Origin of the sequence: Corynebacterium sp. HMSC055A01 (assembly GCF_001809405.1) — a bacterium.
Taxonomy (GTDB): domain Bacteria; phylum Actinomycetota; class Actinomycetes; order Mycobacteriales; family Mycobacteriaceae; genus Corynebacterium; species Corynebacterium hesseae.
In genome coordinates this window covers 79,399-101,168 of the sequence record NZ_KV797588.1, presented here as the reverse complement: position 1 = coordinate 101,168, position 21,770 = coordinate 79,399, and the positions used below count along the sequence as shown (strand labels likewise).

21 protein-coding genes are annotated in these 21,770 nt (G+C 65.6%); 9 read left to right on the top strand and 12 right to left on the bottom strand.

Features of this window, described 5'->3' with window-relative positions; all coding sequences use genetic code 11:
* A partial coding sequence (guaA, locus tag HMPREF2604_RS08820) for a glutamine-hydrolyzing GMP synthase (RefSeq protein WP_141746455.1) occupies positions 1-817 on the top strand: 817 nt, incomplete at its 5' end.
* A gap of 391 nt (positions 818-1,208) precedes the next feature.
* Here the strand turns inward: guaA and HMPREF2604_RS08815 are convergent.
* Genes HMPREF2604_RS08815 through HMPREF2604_RS08805 form a run of 3 tightly spaced genes read right to left on the bottom strand, consistent with a single transcriptional unit; the run spans position 1,209 to position 4,621 of the window.
* On the bottom strand, positions 1,209-2,402 hold the full coding sequence (locus HMPREF2604_RS08815) for an HNH endonuclease signature motif containing protein (protein WP_070521513.1): 1,194 nt from the start codon (positions 2,400-2,402) through the stop codon (positions 1,209-1,211).
* A gap of 33 nt (positions 2,403-2,435) precedes the next feature.
* Complete coding sequence (locus HMPREF2604_RS08810) at positions 2,436-3,557, bottom strand: threonine aldolase family protein (protein WP_070521511.1); 1,122 nt, start codon at positions 3,555-3,557, stop codon at positions 2,436-2,438.
* A gap of 11 nt (positions 3,558-3,568) precedes the next feature.
* Entirely contained in the window at positions 3,569-4,621 is a 1,053-nt protein-coding gene (locus HMPREF2604_RS08805; RefSeq protein ID WP_070564975.1) for a PspC domain-containing protein, read from the bottom strand.
* 113 nt (positions 4,622-4,734) lie between these two features.
* Here HMPREF2604_RS08805 and HMPREF2604_RS08800 point away from each other — a divergent pair, with 113 nt between their 5' ends.
* Both HMPREF2604_RS08800 and HMPREF2604_RS08795 read left to right on the top strand, forming a co-directional pair.
* Entirely contained in the window at positions 4,735-5,883 is a 1,149-nt protein-coding gene (locus tag HMPREF2604_RS08800) for an ATP-binding protein (protein ID WP_210384678.1), read from the top strand.
* Between the two features lie 2 nt (positions 5,884-5,885).
* Positions 5,886-6,539 (top strand): response regulator, encoded by a 654-nt coding sequence (locus tag HMPREF2604_RS08795; protein WP_070564970.1) that lies wholly within the window; start codon positions 5,886-5,888, stop codon positions 6,537-6,539.
* Between the two features lie 8 nt (positions 6,540-6,547).
* On the opposite strand, the gene HMPREF2604_RS08790 is transcribed toward HMPREF2604_RS08795, so the two are convergent.
* Positions 6,548-6,958, bottom strand: a complete 411-nt coding sequence (locus HMPREF2604_RS08790) for a hypothetical protein (protein ID WP_070564967.1) — start codon at positions 6,956-6,958, stop codon at positions 6,548-6,550.
* Positions 6,959-7,017: 59 nt separating this feature from the next.
* On the opposite strand from HMPREF2604_RS08790, the gene HMPREF2604_RS08785 reads away from it, so the two are divergent.
* Positions 7,018-7,701: a hypothetical protein gene (locus HMPREF2604_RS08785; RefSeq protein WP_070564964.1), complete on the top strand. Its 684-nt coding sequence runs from the start codon at positions 7,018-7,020 to the stop codon at positions 7,699-7,701.
* Positions 7,698-9,242: a Y-family DNA polymerase gene (locus HMPREF2604_RS08780; protein ID WP_070564961.1), complete on the top strand. Its 1,545-nt coding sequence runs from the start codon at positions 7,698-7,700 to the stop codon at positions 9,240-9,242. The genes HMPREF2604_RS08785 and HMPREF2604_RS08780 overlap by 4 nt, the downstream gene beginning before the upstream one ends.
* 5 nt (positions 9,243-9,247) lie before the next feature.
* Here HMPREF2604_RS08780 and HMPREF2604_RS08775 read toward each other — a convergent pair whose 3' ends face one another.
* Entirely contained in the window at positions 9,248-9,901 is a 654-nt protein-coding gene (locus HMPREF2604_RS08775; RefSeq protein WP_070564958.1) for an AMIN-like domain-containing (lipo)protein, read from the bottom strand.
* Positions 9,902-9,999: 98 nt separating this feature from the next.
* Between HMPREF2604_RS08775 and HMPREF2604_RS08770 the strand changes: the two genes are divergently transcribed.
* The gene (locus HMPREF2604_RS08770; protein WP_070564955.1) at positions 10,000-10,890 is read left to right on the top strand and encodes a sucrase ferredoxin; all 891 of its coding nucleotides are present in this window, start codon (positions 10,000-10,002) and stop codon (positions 10,888-10,890) included.
* On the opposite strand, the gene HMPREF2604_RS08765 is transcribed toward HMPREF2604_RS08770, so the two are convergent.
* The 3 genes from HMPREF2604_RS08765 to HMPREF2604_RS08755 all read right to left on the bottom strand — a co-directional run bounded on the left by HMPREF2604_RS08765 (position 10,887) and on the right by HMPREF2604_RS08755 (position 13,619).
* Positions 10,887-11,567 carry a methionine ABC transporter permease gene (locus tag HMPREF2604_RS08765; protein ID WP_070521487.1) on the bottom strand — a complete coding sequence of 227 codons (681 nt, stop codon included), beginning with the start codon at positions 11,565-11,567 and terminating at the stop codon, positions 10,887-10,889. The two genes, HMPREF2604_RS08770 and HMPREF2604_RS08765, sit on opposite strands and share 4 nt — an antisense overlap.
* On the bottom strand, positions 11,564-12,607 hold the full coding sequence (locus HMPREF2604_RS08760; RefSeq protein WP_070564952.1) for a methionine ABC transporter ATP-binding protein: 1,044 nt from the start codon (positions 12,605-12,607) through the stop codon (positions 11,564-11,566). Before HMPREF2604_RS08760 ends, HMPREF2604_RS08765 begins: the two co-directional genes overlap by 4 nt.
* Before the next feature lie 121 nt (positions 12,608-12,728).
* Positions 12,729-13,619 (bottom strand): MetQ/NlpA family ABC transporter substrate-binding protein, encoded by an 891-nt coding sequence (locus tag HMPREF2604_RS08755; RefSeq protein ID WP_070521478.1) that lies wholly within the window; start codon positions 13,617-13,619, stop codon positions 12,729-12,731.
* Positions 13,620-13,783: 164 nt separating this feature from the next.
* On the opposite strand from HMPREF2604_RS08755, the gene HMPREF2604_RS08750 reads away from it, so the two are divergent.
* Entirely contained in the window at positions 13,784-16,921 is a 3,138-nt protein-coding gene (locus HMPREF2604_RS08750) for an error-prone DNA polymerase (protein WP_070521476.1), read from the top strand.
* A 5-nt stretch (positions 16,922-16,926) separates the two neighbouring features.
* On the opposite strand, the gene HMPREF2604_RS08745 is transcribed toward HMPREF2604_RS08750, so the two are convergent.
* The gene (locus tag HMPREF2604_RS08745; protein ID WP_070521473.1) at positions 16,927-17,400 is read right to left on the bottom strand and encodes a hypothetical protein; all 474 of its coding nucleotides are present in this window, start codon (positions 17,398-17,400) and stop codon (positions 16,927-16,929) included.
* 7 nt (positions 17,401-17,407) lie between these two features.
* Entirely contained in the window at positions 17,408-17,668 is a 261-nt protein-coding gene (locus HMPREF2604_RS08740) for a helix-turn-helix transcriptional regulator (RefSeq protein ID WP_070521471.1), read from the bottom strand.
* A gap of 58 nt (positions 17,669-17,726) precedes the next feature.
* On the opposite strand from HMPREF2604_RS08740, the gene HMPREF2604_RS08735 reads away from it, so the two are divergent.
* Both HMPREF2604_RS08735 and HMPREF2604_RS08730 read left to right on the top strand, forming a co-directional pair.
* Positions 17,727-18,176 carry a PH domain-containing protein gene (locus HMPREF2604_RS08735; protein WP_070521467.1) on the top strand — a complete coding sequence of 150 codons (450 nt, stop codon included), beginning with the start codon at positions 17,727-17,729 and terminating at the stop codon, positions 18,174-18,176.
* The gene (locus tag HMPREF2604_RS08730; protein WP_070521463.1) at positions 18,173-19,576 is read left to right on the top strand and encodes a PH domain-containing protein; all 1,404 of its coding nucleotides are present in this window, start codon (positions 18,173-18,175) and stop codon (positions 19,574-19,576) included. The genes HMPREF2604_RS08735 and HMPREF2604_RS08730 overlap by 4 nt, the downstream gene beginning before the upstream one ends.
* Here the strand turns inward: HMPREF2604_RS08730 and HMPREF2604_RS08725 are convergent.
* Together HMPREF2604_RS08725 and feoB are read right to left on the bottom strand one after the other, a co-directional pair.
* Positions 19,573-19,836 (bottom strand): FeoC-like transcriptional regulator, encoded by a 264-nt coding sequence (locus HMPREF2604_RS08725; protein WP_070521461.1) that lies wholly within the window; start codon positions 19,834-19,836, stop codon positions 19,573-19,575. The genes HMPREF2604_RS08730 and HMPREF2604_RS08725 overlap by 4 nt on opposite strands.
* Positions 19,836-21,770, bottom strand: a complete 1,935-nt coding sequence (feoB, locus tag HMPREF2604_RS08720) for a ferrous iron transport protein B (RefSeq protein ID WP_070521457.1) — start codon at positions 21,768-21,770, stop codon at positions 19,836-19,838. The genes HMPREF2604_RS08725 and feoB overlap by 1 nt, the downstream gene beginning before the upstream one ends.

Sequence of the window (21,770 nt, the reverse complement as noted above, 5' to 3'; positions counted from 1 at the left end):
CTGTGTCTTCGTCGACCACGGCCTGCTGCGCGCGGGCGAGCGTGAGCAGGTGGAGAAGGATTTCGTGGCGTCGACTGGCGCGAAGCTCATCACCGCTGATGAGCGCGAGGCTTTCCTTTCCAAGCTGGCTGGTGTGACCGAGCCGGAGGCTAAGCGTAAGGCCATCGGTGCGGAGTTCATCCGCTCCTTTGAGCGCGTCGTCGACCAAGCCCTGGACGGCCAGGATGCCGCGTTCCTGGTGCAGGGCACGCTTTACCCGGACGTGGTGGAGTCCGGCGGCGGTGATGGTACCGCGAACATTAAGTCCCACCACAACGTGGGCGGCCTGCCTGACGACGTCGAGTTCGAGCTCGTCGAGCCGCTGCGCCTGCTCTTCAAGGACGAGGTCCGTGCGGTTGGCCGCGAACTGGGCCTGCCGGAAGAAATCGTGGCACGCCAGCCGTTCCCGGGCCCGGGCCTGGGCATCCGCATTATTGGTGAGGTCACCGAGGAGCGCCTGGAGACCCTGCGCCAGGCAGACCTCATCGCGCGTACTGAGCTGACCAACGCTGGCCTGGATGGCGAGATTTGGCAGTGCCCGGTGGTGCTGCTTGCCGACGTCCGCTCGGTCGGCGTCCAAGGCGATGGCCGCACCTACGGACACCCGATCGTCCTGCGCCCGGTATCCTCCGAAGACGCCATGACTGCGGACTGGACCCGCCTGCCGTACGACGTGTTGGAGAAGATTTCCACCCGCATCACCAACGAGGTCAAGGAAGTTAACCGAGTAGTGCTCGACGTGACGTCGAAGCCGCCGGGAACCATTGAGTGGGAGTAAAGCGAAGCAAACTCCCAGACGCTGCGTAGCGCGGCCGTGCCTTGAATTAACAGGGCGCGGCTGCGCTCCCGTTTTCGGCCCCTGGTACCAAGCCCGCGTGGCTTGTCGTTGGCACCGTCTTTGTCGCCACAAGCTCCGACCGAGGCGCGGAGTAGAGCGTTTGTGTTGCCTCGTTGCTGTACAGCTCCGCGAATCGGGCGAGAGCTCTCGCATACCTCTTTAACGCGCGCGCGAGTAGCCGCACGCCGAGCGAAAATTCTCAGCGGGCGGCTGGTGAAAGCGGCTGTTTGTTGCTAAGGCGTCGCAGGCCGGTGAGCCGGCGTCCTACGACCCATCGATCCTGTTGATCCGGCGACCGGTTGGACTTCGACCTGGGGACTCGGGCGACGATTCACGGGCTGGTTGAACTCATGAACTCGGTGGCGGGGTCCGGAGGTTCGCCGGAGTTATGCGGCGGCGCCCCAGGGCTGGAGCCGTCAGCCGGACCGGAACGCGGATCAGGCGGGCCGGATGTTGGCGGATCTGAGGATGCGCGAGCAGTGCCTGGTGCTCGCCCCGGCGCGGAACGCGGCGGGTGGGCCGGGCTTTCGATGGGAATCGGCGGGCCGGCCCACGGCGGCAGGTAGTACACGCGGCCATCGATGCGGTCGAGGTGCCCGCGGCCGGTGGGCTTTTCCGGATCATCGTCGTTGACCGCGTTGTGATACGCGCACAGCGGCACCATATTGGCCATGTTTGTCGGCCCGCCATCTTGGAAGCGGGTGAGGTGATGAATCTGCGAGTCGTCGGCAGGCGCGTTGCACCCGGGCCAGGCGCACGTCGGGTGCTCTGCAGACAGTGCGAGGCGCTGCTTGATGTTGGCGAAACGGCTCGCCATGTAGAGGTTCACGGGGCCGTGGTGGGGGTGGACGAGGGTGATGAGGCCGACGTCGGCAAGCTTTTCGCGCACGAACTCCGCACCGGTCATCGTCGCCCCATTGGTCAACTGCAGCTCAATCTCCTCACCATCGCCATCCACGATGCGGTCCAGCTCATCCAAGCGCACGATGACGTTGGACTGCAGCTTCTGGCCCGAGCCGCCCCCGCCGCGGAACACGGTATGCGCCGCGGTGAGCAAGTCCTTGTCGGTGGTCTTCAACACGGCCAGCAGCTTCGAGATGTTGAGCGAGGAATCCGTAATGCTCAGCGTGTGGTTGCGGCCCGCGCGCCGCGTCACCCGCACGCCTGGGGCGGGGTCCTTGGGCGGGTGCCACTCTTTGAGTTTTGCCTTCGCCACCATGGGGATTTTCTCCCGCGGGGTAGCGGCCAGCAGTTGGCGCAGCTCCCACGCCTTGCGGGCCTTGAGCTTGGAACAATAGCGCTCGATATCGAGGAGCGTGAACACGTCGTGGCCCGTGCGGCGCGCTTTGCGCTGCCGGGAGCGGAACATCGTGTCCCCGAAATACACCGCGTGCAGCCCCAGGAGCTTCTCCGCGAAATCCGGCCGCGCACCCATCTCAATTAGCTGCGCGCGCGTGACACCGGCGCATTGCTCGACCACGTCGAGCCCGCGCGCTAGTGCTTGAATGTAACCCCCCAGTTGCATAGCTCACAGCCTAAACCAGGTTGGGGAACCTCGCTACTTGAGCGCAGAAATCGCAGAGCAGAGCTTATCGACGTCCCCCTCCTCCGTCGACCACGCCGTACAGAACCGCACCACGCGCAGGCCTTCGTGTTCTTCGAAGAACTGGCACACGAAGTCCTGCGCGAGCTTCTCTTCCTGTTCGCGTGTCAACAGCGCGAATTGCTGGTTGGTAGGGGAGTCAAAGAGCATGTCGATGCCTGCGGCGCGGAATGCCTCGGCGATGCGCTGGGCCTGGGCGTTGGCGCGGGCGCAGATGTGTTCGTAGAGGGTGGTTGCTGCTGCGCTATGTGCCTTAGCGTCTGGGGTAGTTGCGCTAGCGTCTGCGTAGGAAGCGTTGGTTCCGGGGAGCACATCGGCGGATTCAGGAGCGGGGGCGCTGAAGAGCGCGGCGAATTGCGCGCCGAGCAACCAGCCCTTGGCCAGCAGGCCGCCGTTTTGCTTCATTGCATTGCGAAAACGCGGCGCGCCCGCAGGGAAGACGATGGCCTCGCCGAAGAGGGCGCCGCATTTGGTGCCGCCGATGGTGAAGACGTCGACAAGCGCGGCCAGGTCCGGCAGCGTGATATCTGAGGCGGAGAGGCCATAGCCGAGGCGGGCGCCGTCGACAAACAGGCCCAGCTCGTACTCATCGCAGACCTCGCGCAGGGCCACGAGTTCGGCGCGGGAGTAGGCGGTGCCGAACTCGGTGGGCTGCGTGATGTAGACCAGTGCGGGTTCTGGCATGTGTTCCTCCACCCCGGAGGCGCGGTATTCCTCCATGCAGGCGCGCACCTGCGCGGCGGTGATCTTTCCCAGCTGGTTCGGCAGCGTGATGACCTTGTGCCCGGTGTGCTCGATAGCTCCCGTCTCATGGGTGGCGATGTGCCCGCTATCCGCCGCGATAACGCCCTCCCAGGGGCGCAGGCGATGGGCGATGATCGTGGCGTTGGCCTGCGTGCCACCGACCATGAAATGCACCTCGGCGTTCGGCGCCTGGCAGGCAGTGCGGATGCGCTCAGCGGCCGTGGCACAGAGCTCGTCGGCGCCATAACCGGTATAAGCCCCGCCCGCCCCTGCGATGGCATCAAGGACGCGGGGGTGGGCGGAGCGATGGTAGTCGTTGCCGAAGTGAATCATGGGTGGCCAGTTTAGCCGGTGACGGTGACTTCGCCGATGCCAGCGTCGATGTGAATGTTCAGCAGCGCGTCAGGGTCCTGGCGTTCGGTGCAGTTGCTCTCACCCAGGCCGTCATCACAGGTCAGCGCGACGGGGATGTCCTTCGGGAGGATGACCTCGACGGCGCCGATGCCGGCGTCGACGGTGACGTCGTGCTTGGTTGTGAGGTCGTGGAGCTGGCTGAAGTCCACCGTCGATTCGCCGATTCCCAGGTCGTAATAGTCCTCGAGTTCATCTTCATGGGTGGGCGCGATGTCTTGCTCACCGACGTTGAAGCGGGCGCTGAAGCCGGACTCGTCGGCCTCGGAGACGAAGGTGACTCCAAGGAAGGCAATCGTCAGGGCGGCGCCCACGGCACCGAGAGCAATCGCGCCCTCAACCCACTGCGAGCCGCGCTTCTTTGTCGGTTCCTCCCGCGGGCCCGGCTCCGGCAGGTCCCAGGCATCGGGCACCACACCGAGCGGATCCCAGGACGGCGGGGTCGTGCGCCCTGGCGGGAAGGGGTGGCCGTCTGCCGGGGTATAAGGGTTGAGGTTGACAGGTTCCTCGCGCACCGGCTGCTCGGCAGCTAGTAGCCCGCTGGGTGGTAGCGGCTCGCGTTGGTGAAGGGCGTACCACGCCAGCGCTAACAGGCCGAAGGTCAGTGCAGCGGGCGGAAGGCCGGCGAGGAATTGTCCGCTCAAGAACAGTGGGCCGGAGCTAAACGTCAGAAGGACGCCGACAATCAGGATCCAGCCGAGCTCTTGCTCCTCCTTGACGCCATCCTTGCCCAAGGCCGCATCGAGCGGGCAGTAGGGCGATCCGTAGCGCGGCATGAGCGCCCACGCGGCGAGGTAGGCGGCGATGCCCCCGCCGAAAGCGAGTGCTGCGACCACGAAGGCCACGCGCACAATCGTAGGATCGAGCTGGTAGCGCACCGCGATGCCTTCGCAGACACCGGCGAGCTGGGCGTCGCCGCCCTGCTTCTTGGGAAGGCGGACGGGGCGGGTTGTCCACATCTGGTTGAAAGTGCTGTTCTTCGTCATACTTTTATGGTGCCGCGCGGGGCTTCGCGGCGGTATCGGTAATCGCCCTGATTTTTAGACCTCAGGGTTGTCCCCGATGTGCCGGAGGGATGGTGCGTGGGACTATGTCTAGTATGACTTCGCCCTATGTCCCCGCCGAGAACGCGGCGCCTTATCCCGTGATGTCACGCCCCCAATCTGGCCGCGTGGTGGCCGGCGTGGCAGCGGGGTTGGCACAGAATCTGGGGGTTTCGGCGCTCTCCGCGCGCATCGCCTTGACCGCGTTGACCCTGCTGGGCGGGGTGGGGGCGATGGCCTATGCCGGGCTGTGGATCTTCACGCCCGCGCTTGACGACGCCCCCTCCACCCGCCGCAGCCCCCTCTCCCTCGTGCTGGTGTTCCTGGCGCTGGCGGGTAGTGCGGTGGGTGTGTTGGGGGTTTCGGGGGCGTCGCTAAGCGTGGCGGTGCCGTTAGCGGTGGTGGCCATCGGCGCGGTGCTGGCGTGGTTGGCGTATGACCGCGGGCTGAACACGCCGGTGGGCCTGGTTGCTGTGGCGGCTGGTGCCGTCCTGGTCATCGGTGGCGTCGTGGTGGCGGCGGTGACGTGGGAGAGCGGATCCGGCTCGGCGATCCTGGCCACGGCGCTGACGCTGGTGGGCTTTGGCGCGTTGGTGGTGCCGCTGGTGCTGAAGCTCTGGCGCTCGCTGTCGCAGGAGCAGGCGGCCAAGGCGGTCTCGGAGGAGCGCGCCGAGATTGCCGCCCGCCTGCACGATTCGGTGCTGCAGACGCTGGCGCTGATTCAGAAGCGGGCGGGGGATTCGCGTGAGGTGACGCGTTTGGCGCGCGCCCAAGAACGCGAGCTGCGCGCCTGGCTTTTCGACGCCCCCTCCGCCGCCCCCACCACCTGCTTCGGCGCCCTCGAAGCGGCGTGCGGGGAGGTGGAAGACCTCTTCGACATGCGGGTATCCGCTGTGACGGTGGGTGAGGATGCGGAGCTGACGGAGGCTGCGAAGTTGCTTATTCAGGCGGCGCGCGAGGCTATGGTCAATGCCGGCAAGCACGCGGGCGTGGACGCGGTGGATGTCTACGCGGAGTTGTTGGCGGGCGAGCTGAGTATCTTTGTGCGTGATCGCGGGGTGGGTTTCGACGTGGATGCTATTCCCGCTGATAGGCACGGGATTCGTGACAGTATTCGCGCGCGCGTAGAGGGAACTGGTGGGCGCGTGCGGATTTCCTCGACCCCGGGGGAGGGCACCGAGGTAGAGCTGGCGGTAGCGTTATGAGCATGGTGAAGGTCTTTTTGGTTGATGATCATTCCGTCTTCCGCGCGGGCGTGCGCGCCGAGCTGGCGGCGGCCCCGGAGATTGAGATCGTGGGCGATGCGGGCACCGTCGCGGAGGCGTTGGAGGGCATTGCGCGTACCTCCCCGGACGTGGTGCTTCTCGATGTCCACATGCCCGACGGCGGTGGCCTCGCCGTTATTAACGCGACGGCTAACCAGCCGTCGAGACCGGTGTTTTTGGCGCTGAGCGTGTCGGATGCGGCGGAGGATGTGATTGCGCTGATTCGGGCGGGCGCGCGCGGCTACGTGACGAAGAATATTTCCGGCCCGGACCTGGCCGAGGCGGTGGTGCAGGTGCATAGCGGGGACGCATACTTTTCGCCGCGCCTGGCGGGCTTTGTCCTTGACGCTTTTGCCTCCGGATCGCCCGCACCGGAGCCGGAGGAGGGGCAAGACCCGGCGGTGGATGCGCTCACGCGCCGCGAGTTGGAGGTCTTGAGGCTGCTCGCGCGCGGCTATACGTACCGCGAGATTGGCAAGCAGCTGTTCATTTCGGTGAAGACGGTCGAGACTCACGCCTCCAATATTTTGCGCAAGACCCAGCAGTCCAACCGTCACCAGCTCACGCGCTGGGCCACCTCGCGCGACCTGGCTTAAGTCGCAGCCTAGGCAGGGGGAGCGTAGGCGAGCTTGCGGGAGCCGTCGACGTGGGGAAAGAGCAGGGAGGCCGCGCCCGCGACGAGCACCCACACCAGCGCGCTGCCCCAGGCAGGGAGCGCGAGGAGCGGGGAGAGCATAACCATCAACCACAGCACCATGAGGGGAATAAGCTGTGCGGCGTTGGGCAGCATGGTGACGTTGTGGCGCTGGGCATAATCGCGCAGGTCCGCGCGGTAGGGGTGCAGGAATACGAGCGCGCAGGCGGCGATGAGGAGAAGCAGGCTGAGCCCCATGGCGAGCCCGAAGTGGATGCGGCTGGTGCCTGCCGCCACGGCGGCACCAGCCAGCAGCGAGGCGCCGAGGCGTACCCACGGCGGAGTGGGGATTGGGGTGGTGTGCGCGCGGAGGGGATTCATGGCGCCTAACGCTACCAGCTCAATTGCGCGTGTCCGGGGAGAGGTTCATAATAGGAGCCATGAATCAAACAGGTGTTCGCGTAGCGGGCGGCTCACGGGCCGACCAGATTGCGGTTCTACGCGCCCAGATTCAACGCCTGGAAACCCCGGATGATTCGGTGCAGGTGCAGCCGGACGCGGAACTTCTTGGCGTCCCTGAAAAGTTATCTGAGCTGCTCCCGGGCGGTGGCCTGCCGCGCAAGCGGGCAACCGCCTGCGCGGAATGTGCCGCGCTCGTGGTGGAGCTGATATCTCATGTTAGCGCGGTGGGCGGACACGTCGGGGTAGTGGGCTGGCCGGATCTCTCACTCGCACAAGTGGCCGAGGATGGTGATGTCTCCCGGGTCATCACGGTGCCCGACCCGGGCGCGGAGCCCTGGGCGGTAACTAGCGTGCTGTGTGAGGGGCTGGACCTCGTCGTGCACAAGGGGGCAGGTGCGCTGAGCCCCACCCGGGCGCGCCCCGTGCTGGCGAAGGTGTGGGCAGGGCAGGCGGCCCTGCTTACCGTGGGAACTCGGCTGCCGGGCACGGCCGTGGAGATCGGCGCGGAGGTCGTCGCGGTGCATGGCTTGGGCCGGGGCAGCGGGCGGATTCGGGGGGTTGATATAGGGGTGCGGGTGGCGTCGGCAAGCATGCGCCCGCGGCGTGGAGTGCTCACGTGCGGGCAGCGACCGGACACGCGCCCGCACTTGGAGGCAGTGTGAGGGTCGCGGCGCTGTGGTTCCCGGATTGGCCCATCCAGGCGCTGCAGGATGCCGAGAGGGCGGCGTGTGTCATCGCCGCCCAGCACCGCGTGGCGGTGTGCAACGCGGCGGCGCGCCGGGCGGGAGTGCGCCGCGGGATGCGCGTGCGCCAAGCCCAAGCCGTCCTGCCGGAGCTGCGCGTGGAGGAGGCCAACCCGGACCGGGACGGGGTGGTGTTCGCGGAGATTGCCGCGGGCCTGGACGCGGTGGCTTCGTCGGTGGAGGTGCTGCGCCCTGGGCTGGTCATCGTGGACGCGGGCGCGGCCGGGCGTTTCCACGGCAGTGAGGCAAAGGCGGTGGAGATGCTTGTCGACGCCACCTCCAGATCCCACCTCGACGCCACCGTCGGCGTCGCGGACGAGATTGCTACCGCGCTGATTGCCGCCCGCCACCGCAACCTGGGCGCGGTGGTGCCGGTAGGAGGGTCGCGCGACTTTCTGGCTAAGCAGCCGGTAGGAGTATTGGCCGCGGAAGTGGCGCTGGGCTGTGCGGCGGACGTGGTTCATTCTTTAGAGCAGCTGGGTGTGCGCACCTTAGGGGAGTTGGCGGGCCTGCCGCTGCGCCAAGTCACCACCCGTTTCGGTGAGGCCGGGCGGCGGTGCCACGCGGTGGCCGCGGCTGCGCCGGATCGGCGCGTGGCACCGGAACTCGCGCGCCCTGACCTGGGCGTGGAGCAGGGCTTCGAGGAGCCCTTGGAGCGCGTGGATGCCGCGGCCTTCGCCGCGCGTCAGCTGGCGGCTCGCCTCCACGCGGCTCTCGAGGAGGCCGGCGTGGTGTGCCTGCGCCTGCGCGTTGCCGCGGAGTTTGAGGGCGGTGAGCGCCTGGAGCGGATCTGGCGTACCCAGGAAGCGCTCAGCGAGGCCGCCACGGCGGATCGTGTGCGCTGGCAGCTCGACGGCTGGCTGAGTACTGCGCGGGCTGGGAGTGCGCCGGGTGAGGGAGGGGGCATCGCCAAGCTGGCGTTGGAACCGGTGGAGGTCGCCCCGCCGGGGGACGGGCTTTTGTGGGGCGCGGGTGAATCCGCCGAGCAGGCTAAGCGTGTCATCGCGCGCGTGCAATCCCAGCTGGGGGTGGATCGCGTGCTGCAACCCCGCCCGGCGGGCGGGCGTGGGGTGGCCGAGCGCATCGAGTATGTCCCCTACGGCGAGCAGCGTGATCCGCAGCCGGAGGGCGCGTGGCCGGGGCGTATCCCGGCGCCGCTTCCGGCGAGCCTGGCGCACCCGGCTGCGCGGATTCGGCTTATCGATATCTCCTCGAAGGACATCATCGTCACCGCCGAGGCCCTCCTTTCCGGGGAGCCAGCAGGTCTGGGGTGGGGCCAGCACCGCTACCGGGTGACTGGGTGGGCCGGCCCGTGGCCTGTGGATACCGGGTGGTGGGAGGCGGGTGCGGCGCAACGCTGCGCGCGCCTGCAAGTCGTCGGGGAAAACGACAAAGGCCAGCGCGCCTGGTTGCTGGTGTGGGCAGGCGGGCGCTGGTCGGTGGAGGCAACCTATGCCTGAACGGCTTAATTCAAGATGTCGATGACCAGGCGCGTCGGCCCCCTGAGCACCTGGACCGAGTATGGGTGGCGCTCATCAAGCCCGATAACGAACTGCGAGCGAGCCTCGAAGGTACCGCCGCTGACCACCTGGGTAACTAGGCCGCCGGCGCCATTTACGGTGCCGATATTCGGGTCTTCCATGTTGAGCTGGAAGGGGTAGGCGGTGCCGTCGATGCTGACGTCGAGCGCGGTGGAGCCTTCATAAGCAATCGGGTTGCCGGATCCTTGCTGGGCCGGGGAATCGGTGTAATCGATGAACCAGCCCGGCGAACCATCCCCGACGAACTCGAAGACCACGCGGTCAAATCCTTCATGCTTGCCCACGCGGACATCGGTTACCACCAGCTCCGAGGGGGCCGGTGGGCGGAGGGTTTTCATCTCCATGTTGGCGTCGCCCAGCGGGGTCAGCCCAGCCGGTGCGGCGGGGGAGGGGGCAGTGGGAGTAACGGTAGCCGTGGAGGTGGAGGCGCCGGACAGGGTGGCGTCGAGAGTCTTCGTGGGGCCGTCGGAGCTGCCGTCCGGGGAGGAAGACGGAGCGCATCCCTGAAGCGCGAGCGCACCCGAGACAACGAGTGCGGCCACTGGAGCGGCTGTGCGCAAGAGGTTATGTTTCGGCATGACTTCGAGCGTAGTGGCACTTCGGGGAATTATATGCATCGAGCTAAGCATCGTAACCACATTGTTGTGAAGCAAGTGATGCCAGTTAAGATGGCGCCATGACCTTCTGCTCCGACGTCCAGGTCGAGCCCCTGGCTGGTACCGCTAAACAAGAATCTGTGTACGTCCTTTTTGAGTGGCCCACGGCGTGGTCTCGCGACGTGCTTGACGGACGTACCTTTGACCCCGGCTTGACTGCGAAGCTCAAGGCCAAGCTCAAAGGCGTGGCGGGCCTGCAACTCATTCGCCGCCCCGGGCGCGCCGGGCATGAACGGGGGGCGGGGCACTTCCGCTGTTTCGTCGTGTGGGCACGCGAGGGGTTGGTACAGGATTACACCCTGAACGGCCCGGAGGACATTCTTGACCTGGATCTTGAGCATCCCACCGGCACGTGTCTGCCGCTGGTGCTCGTGTGCACGCACGCCAAGCGCGATGCCTGCTGTGCAATCAAGGGCCGCCCGCTTGCCGCCTCCCTGGCGTGCGAATTTGAGGAGACCGTGTGGGAAACCTCTCACACCAAGGGGCACCGTTTCGCGCCGTCAGTGCTGCTGATGCCGTGGGGCTATTCCTTTGGCCGCCTCAACGTGGAGGCCGGCCGTGAACTCGTGGGCAAGGCGCTGCACGGCGAGTATTTCTACCCCGCCAACCGTGGTTCCGGCCTCACCACGCCCCGGGGCCAGGTAGCGGAGCTCGCGGTGGCACGCCAGCTTCTCGACGCCTCCGAGACCCTCCACTACGGCGATCTCACCGTCGACGCGACAGATACCGCAGCGGCAGGTACTGCCGCTGTGCGACACCGCGACGGCCGCGCATGGGACGTGGAGCTGGAAGAAAAAGAGGCCTCCGGTGTTGTCTCCTCCTGCGGAGACAAACCGAAGACCTCTCGAATCTACGTCGCGCGTCGCGTCCGTATCCTACGCGCCGCGTCGCAGGACGCGGCGCGCGGCTAGCGGCGCATAATCTTGGCCGAAAGCCAGTTGCCGAAGAACTGCGCTGCCTGCACCAGCACGATGATGATGAGGGTAGCCACCACGGTGACCTCCCACTCGAAGGCGCGGTAACCGTAGACGATGGCGAAGTCACCCAGACCGCCGCCGCCGACGTAGCCGGCCATCGCGGACATATCGACGATGCCGATGAACAGGAAGGTGTAGCCCAGCACCAGCGGGCCCAGTGCCTCCGGAATGATGACCGTGGTGATGATCTTCCACGGCGAAGCGCCCATCGCGCGGGCCGCCTCAATCACGCCCGGATCCAGCGCTACGAGGTTCTGCTCCACGATGCGTGCCACCGCGAAGGTAGCCGCAATGACCATGACGAACGTGGCCGGTTCACGGCCGATGGAGCTTCCCAGCACCGCCACCGTCAGCGGCTGGACAAAGGCCAGCAGGATGATGAACGGGATCGGGCGAATGAAGTTCACCAGAATGTTGATGACGAAGTGAATGGGCTTGTTCTGCAGGATGCCGCCCGGGCGCGTGGTGTAGAGCAGGATGCCCAGCACGAGGCCGATGATGCCCGCAAGCACCAGGGTCGTGGCGACCATGATGAGGGTGTCCTTGATGGCGTCGACAAGCGTACTGCCCAGTCGGTCCCAATTGGCCTGCGCGAGGTAGGTGACGTTCATCGTTGGATCTCCTCAATCTCGGTGGTGCGTTGCATGTGTGCGTAGAAGTCTTCGATGGCTGCGTCCGGGCCGTTGAGGCGGACGGTTATCTTGCCAAAGGAGTGCTTTTGCAAGGTGGTGATACCGCCGTGGACCACGGCGATGGACACGCCCTCGTCCGCGAGTTTGCCCGCGGCATCGAAGAAGCCGGACTTCTCCGTCAGGTTGATGGTGAACAGGCGGCCCTCGTGGGCCAAGAGGTCATCGGCCTCGACGACGTCCGGGGTGTTGCGCAGCGAGGTGGCCACGAATTTCTCCGCCACCTTGGTTCGGGGATTGGAGAAGACCTCATAGACGCTGCCGGACTCAATAACGTGGCCGCCTTCCATGACGGCGACCTTGTCTGCGATGGAGCGCACGACGTCCATCTCGTGGGTAATGACCACGATGGTAATGCCGAGATCGCGGTTGACCTTGCGCAGCAGGTCAAGAACCTCATGGGTGGTGGTGGGGTCGAGCGCTGAGGTGGCTTCATCCGCCAGCAGCAGGGAAGGGTTATTCGCCAGGGCGCGGGCGATACCGACACGCTGCTTCTGGCCGCCGGAGAGCTGCTCCGGGTAGTTATCGCCCTTGTCCGCCAGGCCGACGAATTCCAGCAGTTCCTGGACGCGCTGCTTACGCTCTTGCTTCTCGACGCCCTGCAGCTTCAGCGGGTACTCAATGTTGCCCGCCGCGGTGCGGGAGGACATGAGGTTGAACTGCTGGAAGATCATGCCGATGTTGCGGCGGATGCCGCGTAGCTTGGACTCGGGCAGGGGGACGACATCGGTGCCGTCGAGAAGCAGCTGCCCTGAGGTCGGCTTATCGAGGCCGTTGATCATGCGCACCAGCGTGGACTTGCCCGCGCCGGAGAAGCCGATGATGCCGATGATCTCGCCGGGCTCGACGGTCAGGGAGACATTATCGAGTGCGGTGGTGGTGGTTTTCTTGTTTTTAAAGACTTTGGTGATGTTGCGGAATTCAATCCGGGTGCCCTGGCGGGCGCCAGTGTGTTCAGTCACGTGAATGTCCTTGTGGAAGTTTGCGGGAAGGTTGGGCGAGGGGCGGAGAAACTAAACGGCCAAATCCCCCGGCCACGCAATGTCGCGTGAACGCGGGGGACAAATGGAACCAGAATAGGTTCTAGACCTGCTCCTCGAGGCGGTCCAGAATCTCCTGGAGCTCCTCCTGGGAGCGGTCCACGGCCACGGCGGTGTCGCCGGAGGACTTCAGAACGGCGTCGGTGACCTTCTGGTCCTTCCACAGCTTGGCCAGCTCGTGGAGGGTTTCGTTATCGGCGTCGTCGGCACGCACGGCCCAGACGTTGATGTAAGGCTCGGCCTCGGTGGAGTCCGGGTCATCCTGAGCGACGGCAGACTGCGGGTCAATGCCGGCGCGCTCGAGGAAGGAGTTGTTGATAACGGCAGGCTTGCCCTCGCCGTAGGCGGCCGGGGTCTGGGCAGCGTCCACCGGGGTGACCTTGACCTTGGACTTCTTCTCATCGATGTCCAGCGGGGTCGGGGTCAGCGGGCTGCCCTCCTTGAGGGTGACCAGGCCTTCCTGGACCAGCAGGCCGATGGCGCGGCCCTGGTTGGTGGAGTCGTTCGGGATGGCGACTTCCTGGCCCTCGACGTCAGCGAGGTCCTTGTGGTCCTTCCAGTAGATGGCCAGCGGGTAGATCTCGGTAGCTGCCAGCGGGACGAGGTCGGTGCCGTTGCCCTTGTTGTATTCAGCCAGGAACTTCAGGTGCTGGAACTTGTTGGTCGTCAGCTTGCCCTGGTCCAGAGCCTGGTTCGGGGTGTTGTAGTCGGCGAAGTTTTCCAGCTTGACATCGAAGCCGGCCTCCTTGGCCAGGTCCTGGAATACGGCCCACTCTTCCATGTTGGCGTCGGTGGTGCCGATGGTGATGGTGGAGTCCTTGGTAATGGCCTCACCGGAGTTCTCGGACTCGGCGGAGTCCGAGGAGCAAGCAACCAGGCCAGTTGCAGCGATGACGGCTGCCGAGGTGGCAGCAAGTACGCGACGGATGCTCATAGTGGGTTCCTAGTGTCCCTTCTTGGTTTGTGCGGCAAGTCGTATCACCGCAGGAGTATGCACTGCACGAAAAACTAGCAACGATTGAACCGCTTTGTCTATCCGAGTATTTGTTCAATGAAAACCTTGACTGGAATACATGTTCGAATATAGTGTGTGGGGCTATGAGATTCAATGGGGGTGAGGCACTGCCGTGGTCCCGGGTGGAGAGGATTCTCTCTGGCCGCCCAGGGCCCGTCCCGGTGCCGGTGGACCACCTTCCGGGGGCGGCAGAGGAGCCGAAGGCTGGGCATTCCGCCGTGCCCTTCGCGGAGCTGCATGCGGTGAGCTCATATAGCTTCCTTCATGGCGCCTCCGAGCCGGAGGAGCTCGTGGCGCGCGCCGTCGAGCTGGGCCTGCGGGGGATTGCGCTGGTAGATAGGGATGGATTCTATGGCCTCATGAAATTTGCGGAGGCTGCTGCCAAGGTGGGTCTGCCCGCCGTCTTTGGTGCGGAGCTTAGTCTCGCCCCGGCCCCGCTGACGGTCTTGGCGCGCACCCCGGAGGGCTATCGGCGCCTATCTCGGCTCATCGCCCGCGCCCACATGGAGGCGGGGGAGAAGGGGGCCGTGTCTTATCCTCCCCTGGTGGAGATTGCCGCGCAGCTACAGGATGAATGCCTGTTCTTGGTGGGCTGGGAGTGGGCGGAGCATTTCGATCTTCTGGTCGATGGAATAAAAATAGACAGCATGGTTCTGGAGTATGCCTGTACCCAGCTTCCGGAGGACGCGGACCACCACCTACTGCTGGATTCCTTGCCGGTTCCGCGCGCCATCGCTTCTACCCGCCCAGCTGCCGCCACGCGGCAACACGCGCGGCTGGCCGGCGCGAAAGAAGCCTTGTCTAGACGCCTCGCGCTTGTCGACGCCTCCCCCAACTCCCACCCCATGGGCTCGTCCTGGCTGCGCTCCGGGGAACAGATGGCGCGCTTGCTGCCTGAGCGCCCCGAGCTCATCGCGGAAACCGTCCGCGTCCTTGAGGAATGCAGCTTCACCTGGGAGGCGCTGGCCCCAAACCTGCCTGATTTCGACGTGCCGGAAGGCCATACCGAGATGTCTTGGCTAGAACACCTCACCTTCGAGCGCGCGGCAGCGCGCTATGCCACGCGCCCCGAGGAGCTTCGGGAGCGGGCGTGGGAGCAGATGCGGTATGAGCTGGGCGTCGTTAAGCAGCTAGGCTTTCCCGGTTACTTCCTCATCGTGTGTGATCTCGTGGACTTTTGTAAACGGGAGAACATCCTGTGCCAGGGGCGCGGCTCGGCGGCGAATTCGGCGGTGTGCTTCGCGCTGGGGATTACGAATGCGGAGCCGATTTCCGCGGGCCTGCTCTTTGAGCGCTTCCTCTCCCCGGACCGCGATGGCCCGCCGGATATCGACATCGATATTGAATCGGGGCGGCGCGAGGAGGTCATTCAGTACGTCTACGCCAAGCACGGCCGCGAGCGCGCCGCGCAGGTGGCGAACGTGATTACGTATCGGCGCAAAGGTGCGCTGCGGGATGCTGCCCGCGCGTTGGGCTACCCGCAGGGTTCGGCCGATGCCTGGTCGAAGGGGATCGCGCCCGCGCCTTCGGACGTCGAATCCTTGGCCGAGCAGTTTATAGGGCAGCCGCGCCACCTGGGCATTCACTCCGGCGGCATGGTGCTGTGCGACCGGCCAATTGCGGATGTCGTGCCCGTGGAATGGGCGCGCATGGAAAACCGCTCGGTGCTGCAGTGGGATAAGGATGATTGTGCCGCGGCCGGGCTGGTGAAGTTCGACCTGCTGGGCCTGGGCATGCTCGAAGCCCTGCACCACATGATGGACTTGGTGGAGGAAAGCACCGGCAGGGTGGTCAACCTGTGGGAGCTGGACCTGGCTGACCCGGAAGTCTATGACATGCTCTGCCGCGCGGATGCGGTGGGCGTGTTCCAGGTGGAATCGCGCGCGCAGCTGAGCACGCTGCCGAGGCTCAAGCCGCGGGTCTTCTTCGACCTCGTGGTGGAGGTCGCGCTCATCCGCCCGGGCCCCATTCAGGGTGGGTCGGTGCACCCCTACCTGCGTCGCCGCGATGGCAAGGAGCCGGTGACCTATGACCACCCGGTGCTGGAGAAGTCCCTGGGCAAGACGCTGGGAATTCCGCTCTTTCAGGAGCAGCTCATGCAGATTGCGGTCGATGCCGCCGGGTTCAGCGGCGCGGAGGCTGATGACTTGCGGCGTGCGATGGGCTCGAAGCGCTCGCCAGCCAAGATGGCGGCGCTCAAACAGCGCTTTTATGAGGGGTTGGAGGAAACCAACGGGATCGTCGGGGAAGTGGCGGACAAGTTGTGGGCCAAGATCGTGGCCTTCGCCGCCTACGGCTTCCCGGAGTCCCACTCGCAGTCTTTTGCCTCCTTGGTGTACTTTTCGGCGTGGTTTAAGCGCTATTGCCCGGCGCAGTTTTGCGTGGGCCTGTTGCGCGCGCAGCCGATGGGTTTCTACTCGCCGCAGTCGCTTATTCAGGATGCCCGCCGCCACGGGGTGGAGGTGCTGCCGGTTAGCGTTAACGAGTCGGGCCGCGAGGCGCGCGTGGTGGTGGGCTCGGACGGTCAAGCGCGCATCCGCCTGGGGCTTAACCTCATCAAGGGATTGGGGAACAAGGCCGCCGATCGCATTGAGGCGGCCGCGCCGTTTGGCGACGTCCCCGATCTCTCCCGCCGCGCCGACCTCACCGTCGATCACGTGGAGGCCCTCGCTGTGGCGGGGGCCTTGGATGTCTTTGGGGTGGATCGCCGCCAGGCACTGTGGCAGGCGGGCGTGGCCGCAACAGAACGGGCAGGGATGCTGCCGGGGCTGTCTGCGATTGAGGCGCCGTCTTTGCCGGGGATGAGCGCTTTTGAGCTCATGGCGGCGGACGTGGCGAGCACCGGCGTGACCCACAACCAGCAGCCGATGGAGCAGGTCCGCGGGGAGTTGCAGGCCCGCGGCATCCTATCGGCGGCGGATTTGCCGGGCGTGGAGGATGGCACCCGCGTGCGCATCGCCGGGGTGGTCACGCACCGCCAGCGTCCGCAGACTGCGGCCGGTGTGGTCTTCTTCGGCCTGGAGGATGAGACCGGGTTGATGAACGTGATGGTCTCGCCCGGCCTGTGGGCCCGGGATAAAGTCACCGCGCGGACAGCGTCCGCGCTCATCGTGCGTGGCATCGTGCAGAATGCCTCCGGGGCGGTCACGGTTGCTGCGGACCAGCTGGAGCCGCTGGCCTTCGGCGAGGCCCTTTCGCGCGGCTCGCGGGATTTCCGCTAAGAGGTTTATTCCTTTGAGATGAGCTCGTCGCGGTTCATCTTTCCCGCCAGGGAACGGGCCACCGAGAATGGCACCCACACCATGAGCAGCAGGATGATCTTGAGGTAGAGCTGGGACACGAACACGCCGTCCATGATGGGCATGGTTCGGGCACCCCAGGCGATAAGGCCAGTCACTGGCAGCAAGATGACGAGTGCTGCGAGGGAGAACTTGAGGCCGTCGTCGCGGGCTTCGACGTGCTGCTGCATTTGGTACTCATCGAGCTCCGTCGTGGGCAGGTCTGCGGCACCTATCGCTCCGCGCAGGCGGGCGGTCAGCAGCGCGGTGAGCAGCGTTCCGAGGCAGGCCACCATGAGTGAGGTAAAGGAGTCCCAGAACTGCAGGGGGAGGGACAGGATGATGAGGCAGGAGGAGAGATCGGCCAGGGTGATGTAGCGCTTGCGGGTCTTAACGGAATCGGGAATGGTGACGGCGGACATGAGCGAGTTAGTCCTTTCGGTAGATTTCGGAGGACATGGGGGTGAATTCGGTCCGGGAGAATACGGCTTCCACGGGCAAGTCAAAGACCTCGCAGATATTGAAGGCGAGATCCAGGCTGGGGGAGTGGTCGCCACGCTCGAGGGCGCCAATGGTTTGGGGGTTGACCCCGATGGCGGCGGCAAGCTGTGCGCGCGTCATGTCCCGTTCAACGCGGAGCACGCGGACCCGGTTAAATAGTGGGCGGGTTGGCTTTTTCTTTGGGGACATGCACCACAGTGTTGTATAAACCCAACGACTTGTCAAGGGTTCGTGTTAGTGTGTTGGCATGAACCCCGTATCCCCGTCACTCACGAAAGCCCGCTACATCACGAATTTGAGCTGGGACATTATCCTCGCCGTCCTGGCGGCCGCGGCGGCATATTTCTGGTGGGATTGGCTCTATTGGGTAGCCGGCGCGCTCGTTGCGTGGGCACTCTACGAACTGTGGCTCATCCCCGCGCAGGTGAAAAACCTGGGCTGGCAGGAAACCGCCGATGAATTACTGGTCACCCGCGGAAAAATCTGGCACACCTTCACCGTCGTGCCCTACGGCCGCATCCAGTTCGTCGACGTCACCGCCGGCCCCGTCGAGCGGGCGATGGGGCTGAAAAAGGTGAAGCTGCACACGGCGTCGCCCAGCAGCGACGCCACCATCCCCGGCCTCCTTGCTGCCGACGCCGACGCCCTGCGCGAGCGCCTCGCCGTCAAGGCCCGCGAGAGGATGAGTGGGCTGTGAAGGACCGCGCGCTTATCGACGCCGACGGCTACACCCGCGTCCACCGCCTCACCCCGCTGCTGCGTTTTTGGTCGCTGATTCTGGCGCTGGTGGCCGTTCTCGCGGTGAACGTCAACGCCTCCATGGTGTCGGATGTCCTGTCCTACGTGCAGGGTGGGCACTTGGGTGAGGTCGGCCGCGGCACCCTGCTGGGCATCGGTGCCTTCGTGCTGGTGTGTGCGATGATTTGGCTGGTCTCCGGAATTTGGTGGCGCAAGCTGGGCTACAAGCTCACCGAGGATGAAATCGCGCTGCGCCACGGCGTCATCTCAACGTCCTTCCGCTCCGCGCGCTACGAGCGTATCCAGGCGGTGGATGTCGTGGAATCCATCATCGCGCGCCTATTGGGCTTGGCCGCAGTCCGTGTGGAGACCGCGGGCGGCACCTCCTCCGTCATCAAAATCGAGTACCTGACCAAGGCGACAGCGGAGGAGCTGCGCGCGGAGCTGCTGCGGCGCACAAATAAGGGGCCTGCCAGTGAGCCAGCGCCGGAAACCCCCGCCGCCTTGATCCCGGAGATTCCCATCCTGCGCACGATTGCCGCTGAGGCTTTGCGCCTGCCCACGTTGGTTACCGCACTCGTCATCGGCGGCCTGCTCTTCCTCCCCGGGATGTGGACCGCGCTGCTGCCCATCATCGTGGGCTTCGTGGGGCGGGTGTGGGGGCTGGTAGATTCCTCCTGGAAATTCACCGCGCTTCACGACGCCCCCGCCAACGCCCTCAACGTCTCCTACGGTCTTGCCGACCGCCGCCGCCAAACCATCCGCATCAGTCGCATCCACGGCGTGCGGGTGAGCCAGCCTTTCCTGTGGAGGCGCTTCGGCTGGTACGAGGTGCACGTCTCGGTGGCCGGGTATGGCGCGAAGGGCGGCGGCAAGCAATCTGGTTCTACGCGCATCCTGCCGGTGGGCACCCGGGAGCAGGCGCTGGAGTTGCTAGCCCTCATCTCCGATCTAGACCGCGCGCAGATTGAGGACTATGCGCGCCCCGAAGGCCACACCCAGCCCACCTATACCTCCCCGCGCCGGGCCACCTGGGTCAGCCCCATCGACCGCAAGCAGCAGTCGGTGACGCTGGTGGAATCGCCTCAGCCGGTGACCATCGTGCATCGCGGCCGCATCAACCGCCGCGTCATGGTGATTGGCACCCCGCACATCCAGGAGCTCACTCTCAAGGTGGGGCCGTTGGGTCACCTCGCGGGCGTGCGCACCGTGCGCTTCGACCTTGTGGCGGGCCCAGTCAAGATGGCCGGCCAGGACCTCACGCCTGCCGACGCCTCCGAACTCCTTACCCGCTTGCGCTCCCGCCGCCTCCCCGCCCTAGAGTCTGCGCCTGCTCCTAGCAGCGGCGACGAAGCTTAAGCCCGGCGACGAAGCTTAAGCAGCACCGGTCCGCGGGTGCTGCTGGGGCCGGCACACGTTGAGGCCGCCGAACAAGACCCGCATCCGCCCGCGGGGCAGGAGCCGAGCGGCTCCATATCGAGCACCCCGCTGGCGGTGAGGTGGTCCAGGATGACATCGACCGTGCCGGGTTCCAGCCCGGTCTGCGCCGCGATGGCTACGCGCGAGCGCACTCCGGACTCAATGGCTTGCTGTACGGCGTGAATGGGCGAAGCGGACACTAGATAAACACCCTCAGAATCTGGAAGGCCGCCACTGCCAGCACCCACGCGGTGGCCAGCTGAATGCCGAAGCCAAAGAGCGTCCAGCGCCAGCCAATCTCGCGGCGCTGCGCGGCAATCGTGGCCACGCACGGAGTGTAGGCCAGCAGGAAGAGCATGTAGGCCCACACCGCGGCGAGGGGATGGCCACCGGAGGCGCGGTCGAAATCTTGACGCACGTGGTCACTGAGCGCGCTGTGGGATTGTTCCTCCGCGGAGGCGTCGGTGACGTCGTCGACGGCATAGGTCTGCGCCCACGTCGAAATCAGCGCCTCCTTGGCCACAAAGCCCGTCACCAGCGGGCCCGCCAGGGACCACGAGTCGAAACCAGCCGGGGCAAAGGCCGGGGCGATGGTGCGCGAGACCGCGCCATAGGCGGAATCCTCCGGCGCTGGTGGCTCGCCCAAGGTGGTCTCGTGCACCGCGGCCCCAACCGGGATGGCCATGAGCAGCCACACCACGACCACGGTAGTCACGATGATGCCGCCGGCGGTCTGCAGGAAGCCCTTCAATCGCGTCCACATCACGCTCAGCGCCAGACGCACGGTGGGCAGCTGGTACGTCGGCAAGTCAATAACCAGCGCTTCCTCAGGCACCGCGCGCCACAGCGTCTTGCGCAGCGCCAAACCCACCAGCACGAGCAGCGCGATGGAAATGACGTACATGATGAACACCACGCTGCCGGCGTGCTCTGGGAAGAACGTGGCCGAAAGCATGACGAAGACCACCAAGCGCGCCGAGCACGAGGTAAACGGGATGAGCAGCGCCGTCATAATGCGATGCCGCGGGCTTCCCAGCACGCGCGTGGCCGAGATCGCCGGCACGTTACAGCCAAAGCCCACCACGATGGGGATAAAGGCCTTGCCCGGCAAGCCTATGGCCCGCATAAGGCGGTCGGTCACCACCGCCGCGCGCGCCATGTAGCCGGAATCCTCCAGCACCGCCAAGCACAAGAACATCAGCGCCATGAGCGGGGCAAAGGTGAGGACCATGCCGACGCCGCCGATGAGGCCGTCGACAAGCAAGCCCGTAACGAGGGGATGACCTAAGCCGATGGCTTCAAGCCCCGCCCGTGCCCAATCGCTCAAGGGGCCGGAGACCAACGCCTCCAGGCCATCCTGGAGGGGAGCGGCCACCGTGGTGGTGATCTGGAAGACCAGCCACATCACGGCCAAGAACAGCAGTGGCCCCACGACCGGGTGAAGGGCTACCGCATCGAGGCGGTGGGAGAGTGGCGTGGCATGCTCGACCTCGCTCACCGAGGCCTTCGCCGCCGCATCCAGCTCCGCGAAGCGGCCCTCCAGGCCGGTGTCCTCGCGCAGCTGCACCGGGTGGTGCGCCAAAGACTCCACGACGACCTCGCGCAGCTTCTCAACGCCCTCTCGCTTACGCCCATCAACCTCCACCACCGGGATGGAGGTGGCCTCGGTGAGTGCAGCAGCGTCAACCACTTGACCCTGGTTGAGCGCCACGTCGGTCTTCGTCAGCGCGATGATGAGGCGATAGGGCTGCTCCGCCAACTGGAGGGCCACGTTGAGGCCGCGCGCGACGGCGCTGGCATCGACGACCACGACGACGGCGTCGGGGCGCTCATCATCGGGGCAATCGATGAGCATGGCGCGGGTGAGCGCCTCATCGGGGCTGAGCGGATCGAGCGAGTAGGTGCCGGGGAAGTCGATGAGATCGGCGGTGGATTCACCCAGCTTCCACGCACCGCGGCTGACCTCAACGGTGGTTCCCGGCCAATTGCCGGTCTGCGCCTTCGCGCCGGTCAGGGCATTAAAGAGTGTGGACTTGCCGGAATTCGGGGAGCCGACGAGCGCGATGATGGGTGCTCCGGCAGGGGCTAGCGCGCCGCCCGGATCGCCGTGGCAGCTGGGTTTCGTGGTGGCCAT

Coding starts and splice junctions, on each gene's coding strand:
- HMPREF2604_RS08745 (WP_070521473.1), bottom strand. CDS start 17,400: ATGTCCGCCGTCACCATTCCCGATTCCGTTAAGACCCGCAAGCGCTAC.
- feoB (WP_070521457.1), bottom strand. CDS start 21,770: ATGGCCACCACGAAACCCAGCTGCCACGGCGATCCGGGCGGCGCGCTA.
- HMPREF2604_RS08765 (WP_070521487.1), bottom strand. CDS start 11,567: ATGAACGTCACCTACCTCGCGCAGGCCAATTGGGACCGACTGGGCAGT.
- HMPREF2604_RS08810 (WP_070521511.1), bottom strand. CDS start 3,557: ATGATTCACTTCGGCAACGACTACCATCGCTCCGCCCACCCCCGCGTC.
- HMPREF2604_RS08805 (WP_070564975.1), bottom strand. CDS start 4,621: ATGACGAAGAACAGCACTTTCAACCAGATGTGGACAACCCGCCCCGTC.
- HMPREF2604_RS08740 (WP_070521471.1), bottom strand. CDS start 17,668: ATGTCCCCAAAGAAAAAGCCAACCCGCCCACTATTTAACCGGGTCCGC.
- HMPREF2604_RS08800 (WP_210384678.1), top strand. CDS start 4,735: ATGACTTCGCCCTATGTCCCCGCCGAGAACGCGGCGCCTTATCCCGTG.
- HMPREF2604_RS08735 (WP_070521467.1), top strand. CDS start 17,727: ATGAACCCCGTATCCCCGTCACTCACGAAAGCCCGCTACATCACGAAT.
- HMPREF2604_RS08770 (WP_070564955.1), top strand. CDS start 10,000: ATGACCTTCTGCTCCGACGTCCAGGTCGAGCCCCTGGCTGGTACCGCT.
- HMPREF2604_RS08795 (WP_070564970.1), top strand. CDS start 5,886: ATGGTGAAGGTCTTTTTGGTTGATGATCATTCCGTCTTCCGCGCGGGC.
- HMPREF2604_RS08750 (WP_070521476.1), top strand. CDS start 13,784: ATGAGATTCAATGGGGGTGAGGCACTGCCGTGGTCCCGGGTGGAGAGG.
- HMPREF2604_RS08775 (WP_070564958.1), bottom strand. CDS start 9,901: ATGCCGAAACATAACCTCTTGCGCACAGCCGCTCCAGTGGCCGCACTC.
- HMPREF2604_RS08785 (WP_070564964.1), top strand. CDS start 7,018: ATGAATCAAACAGGTGTTCGCGTAGCGGGCGGCTCACGGGCCGACCAG.
- HMPREF2604_RS08790 (WP_070564967.1), bottom strand. CDS start 6,958: ATGAATCCCCTCCGCGCGCACACCACCCCAATCCCCACTCCGCCGTGG.
- HMPREF2604_RS08815 (WP_070521513.1), bottom strand. CDS start 2,402: ATGCAACTGGGGGGTTACATTCAAGCACTAGCGCGCGGGCTCGACGTG.
- HMPREF2604_RS08755 (WP_070521478.1), bottom strand. CDS start 13,619: ATGAGCATCCGTCGCGTACTTGCTGCCACCTCGGCAGCCGTCATCGCT.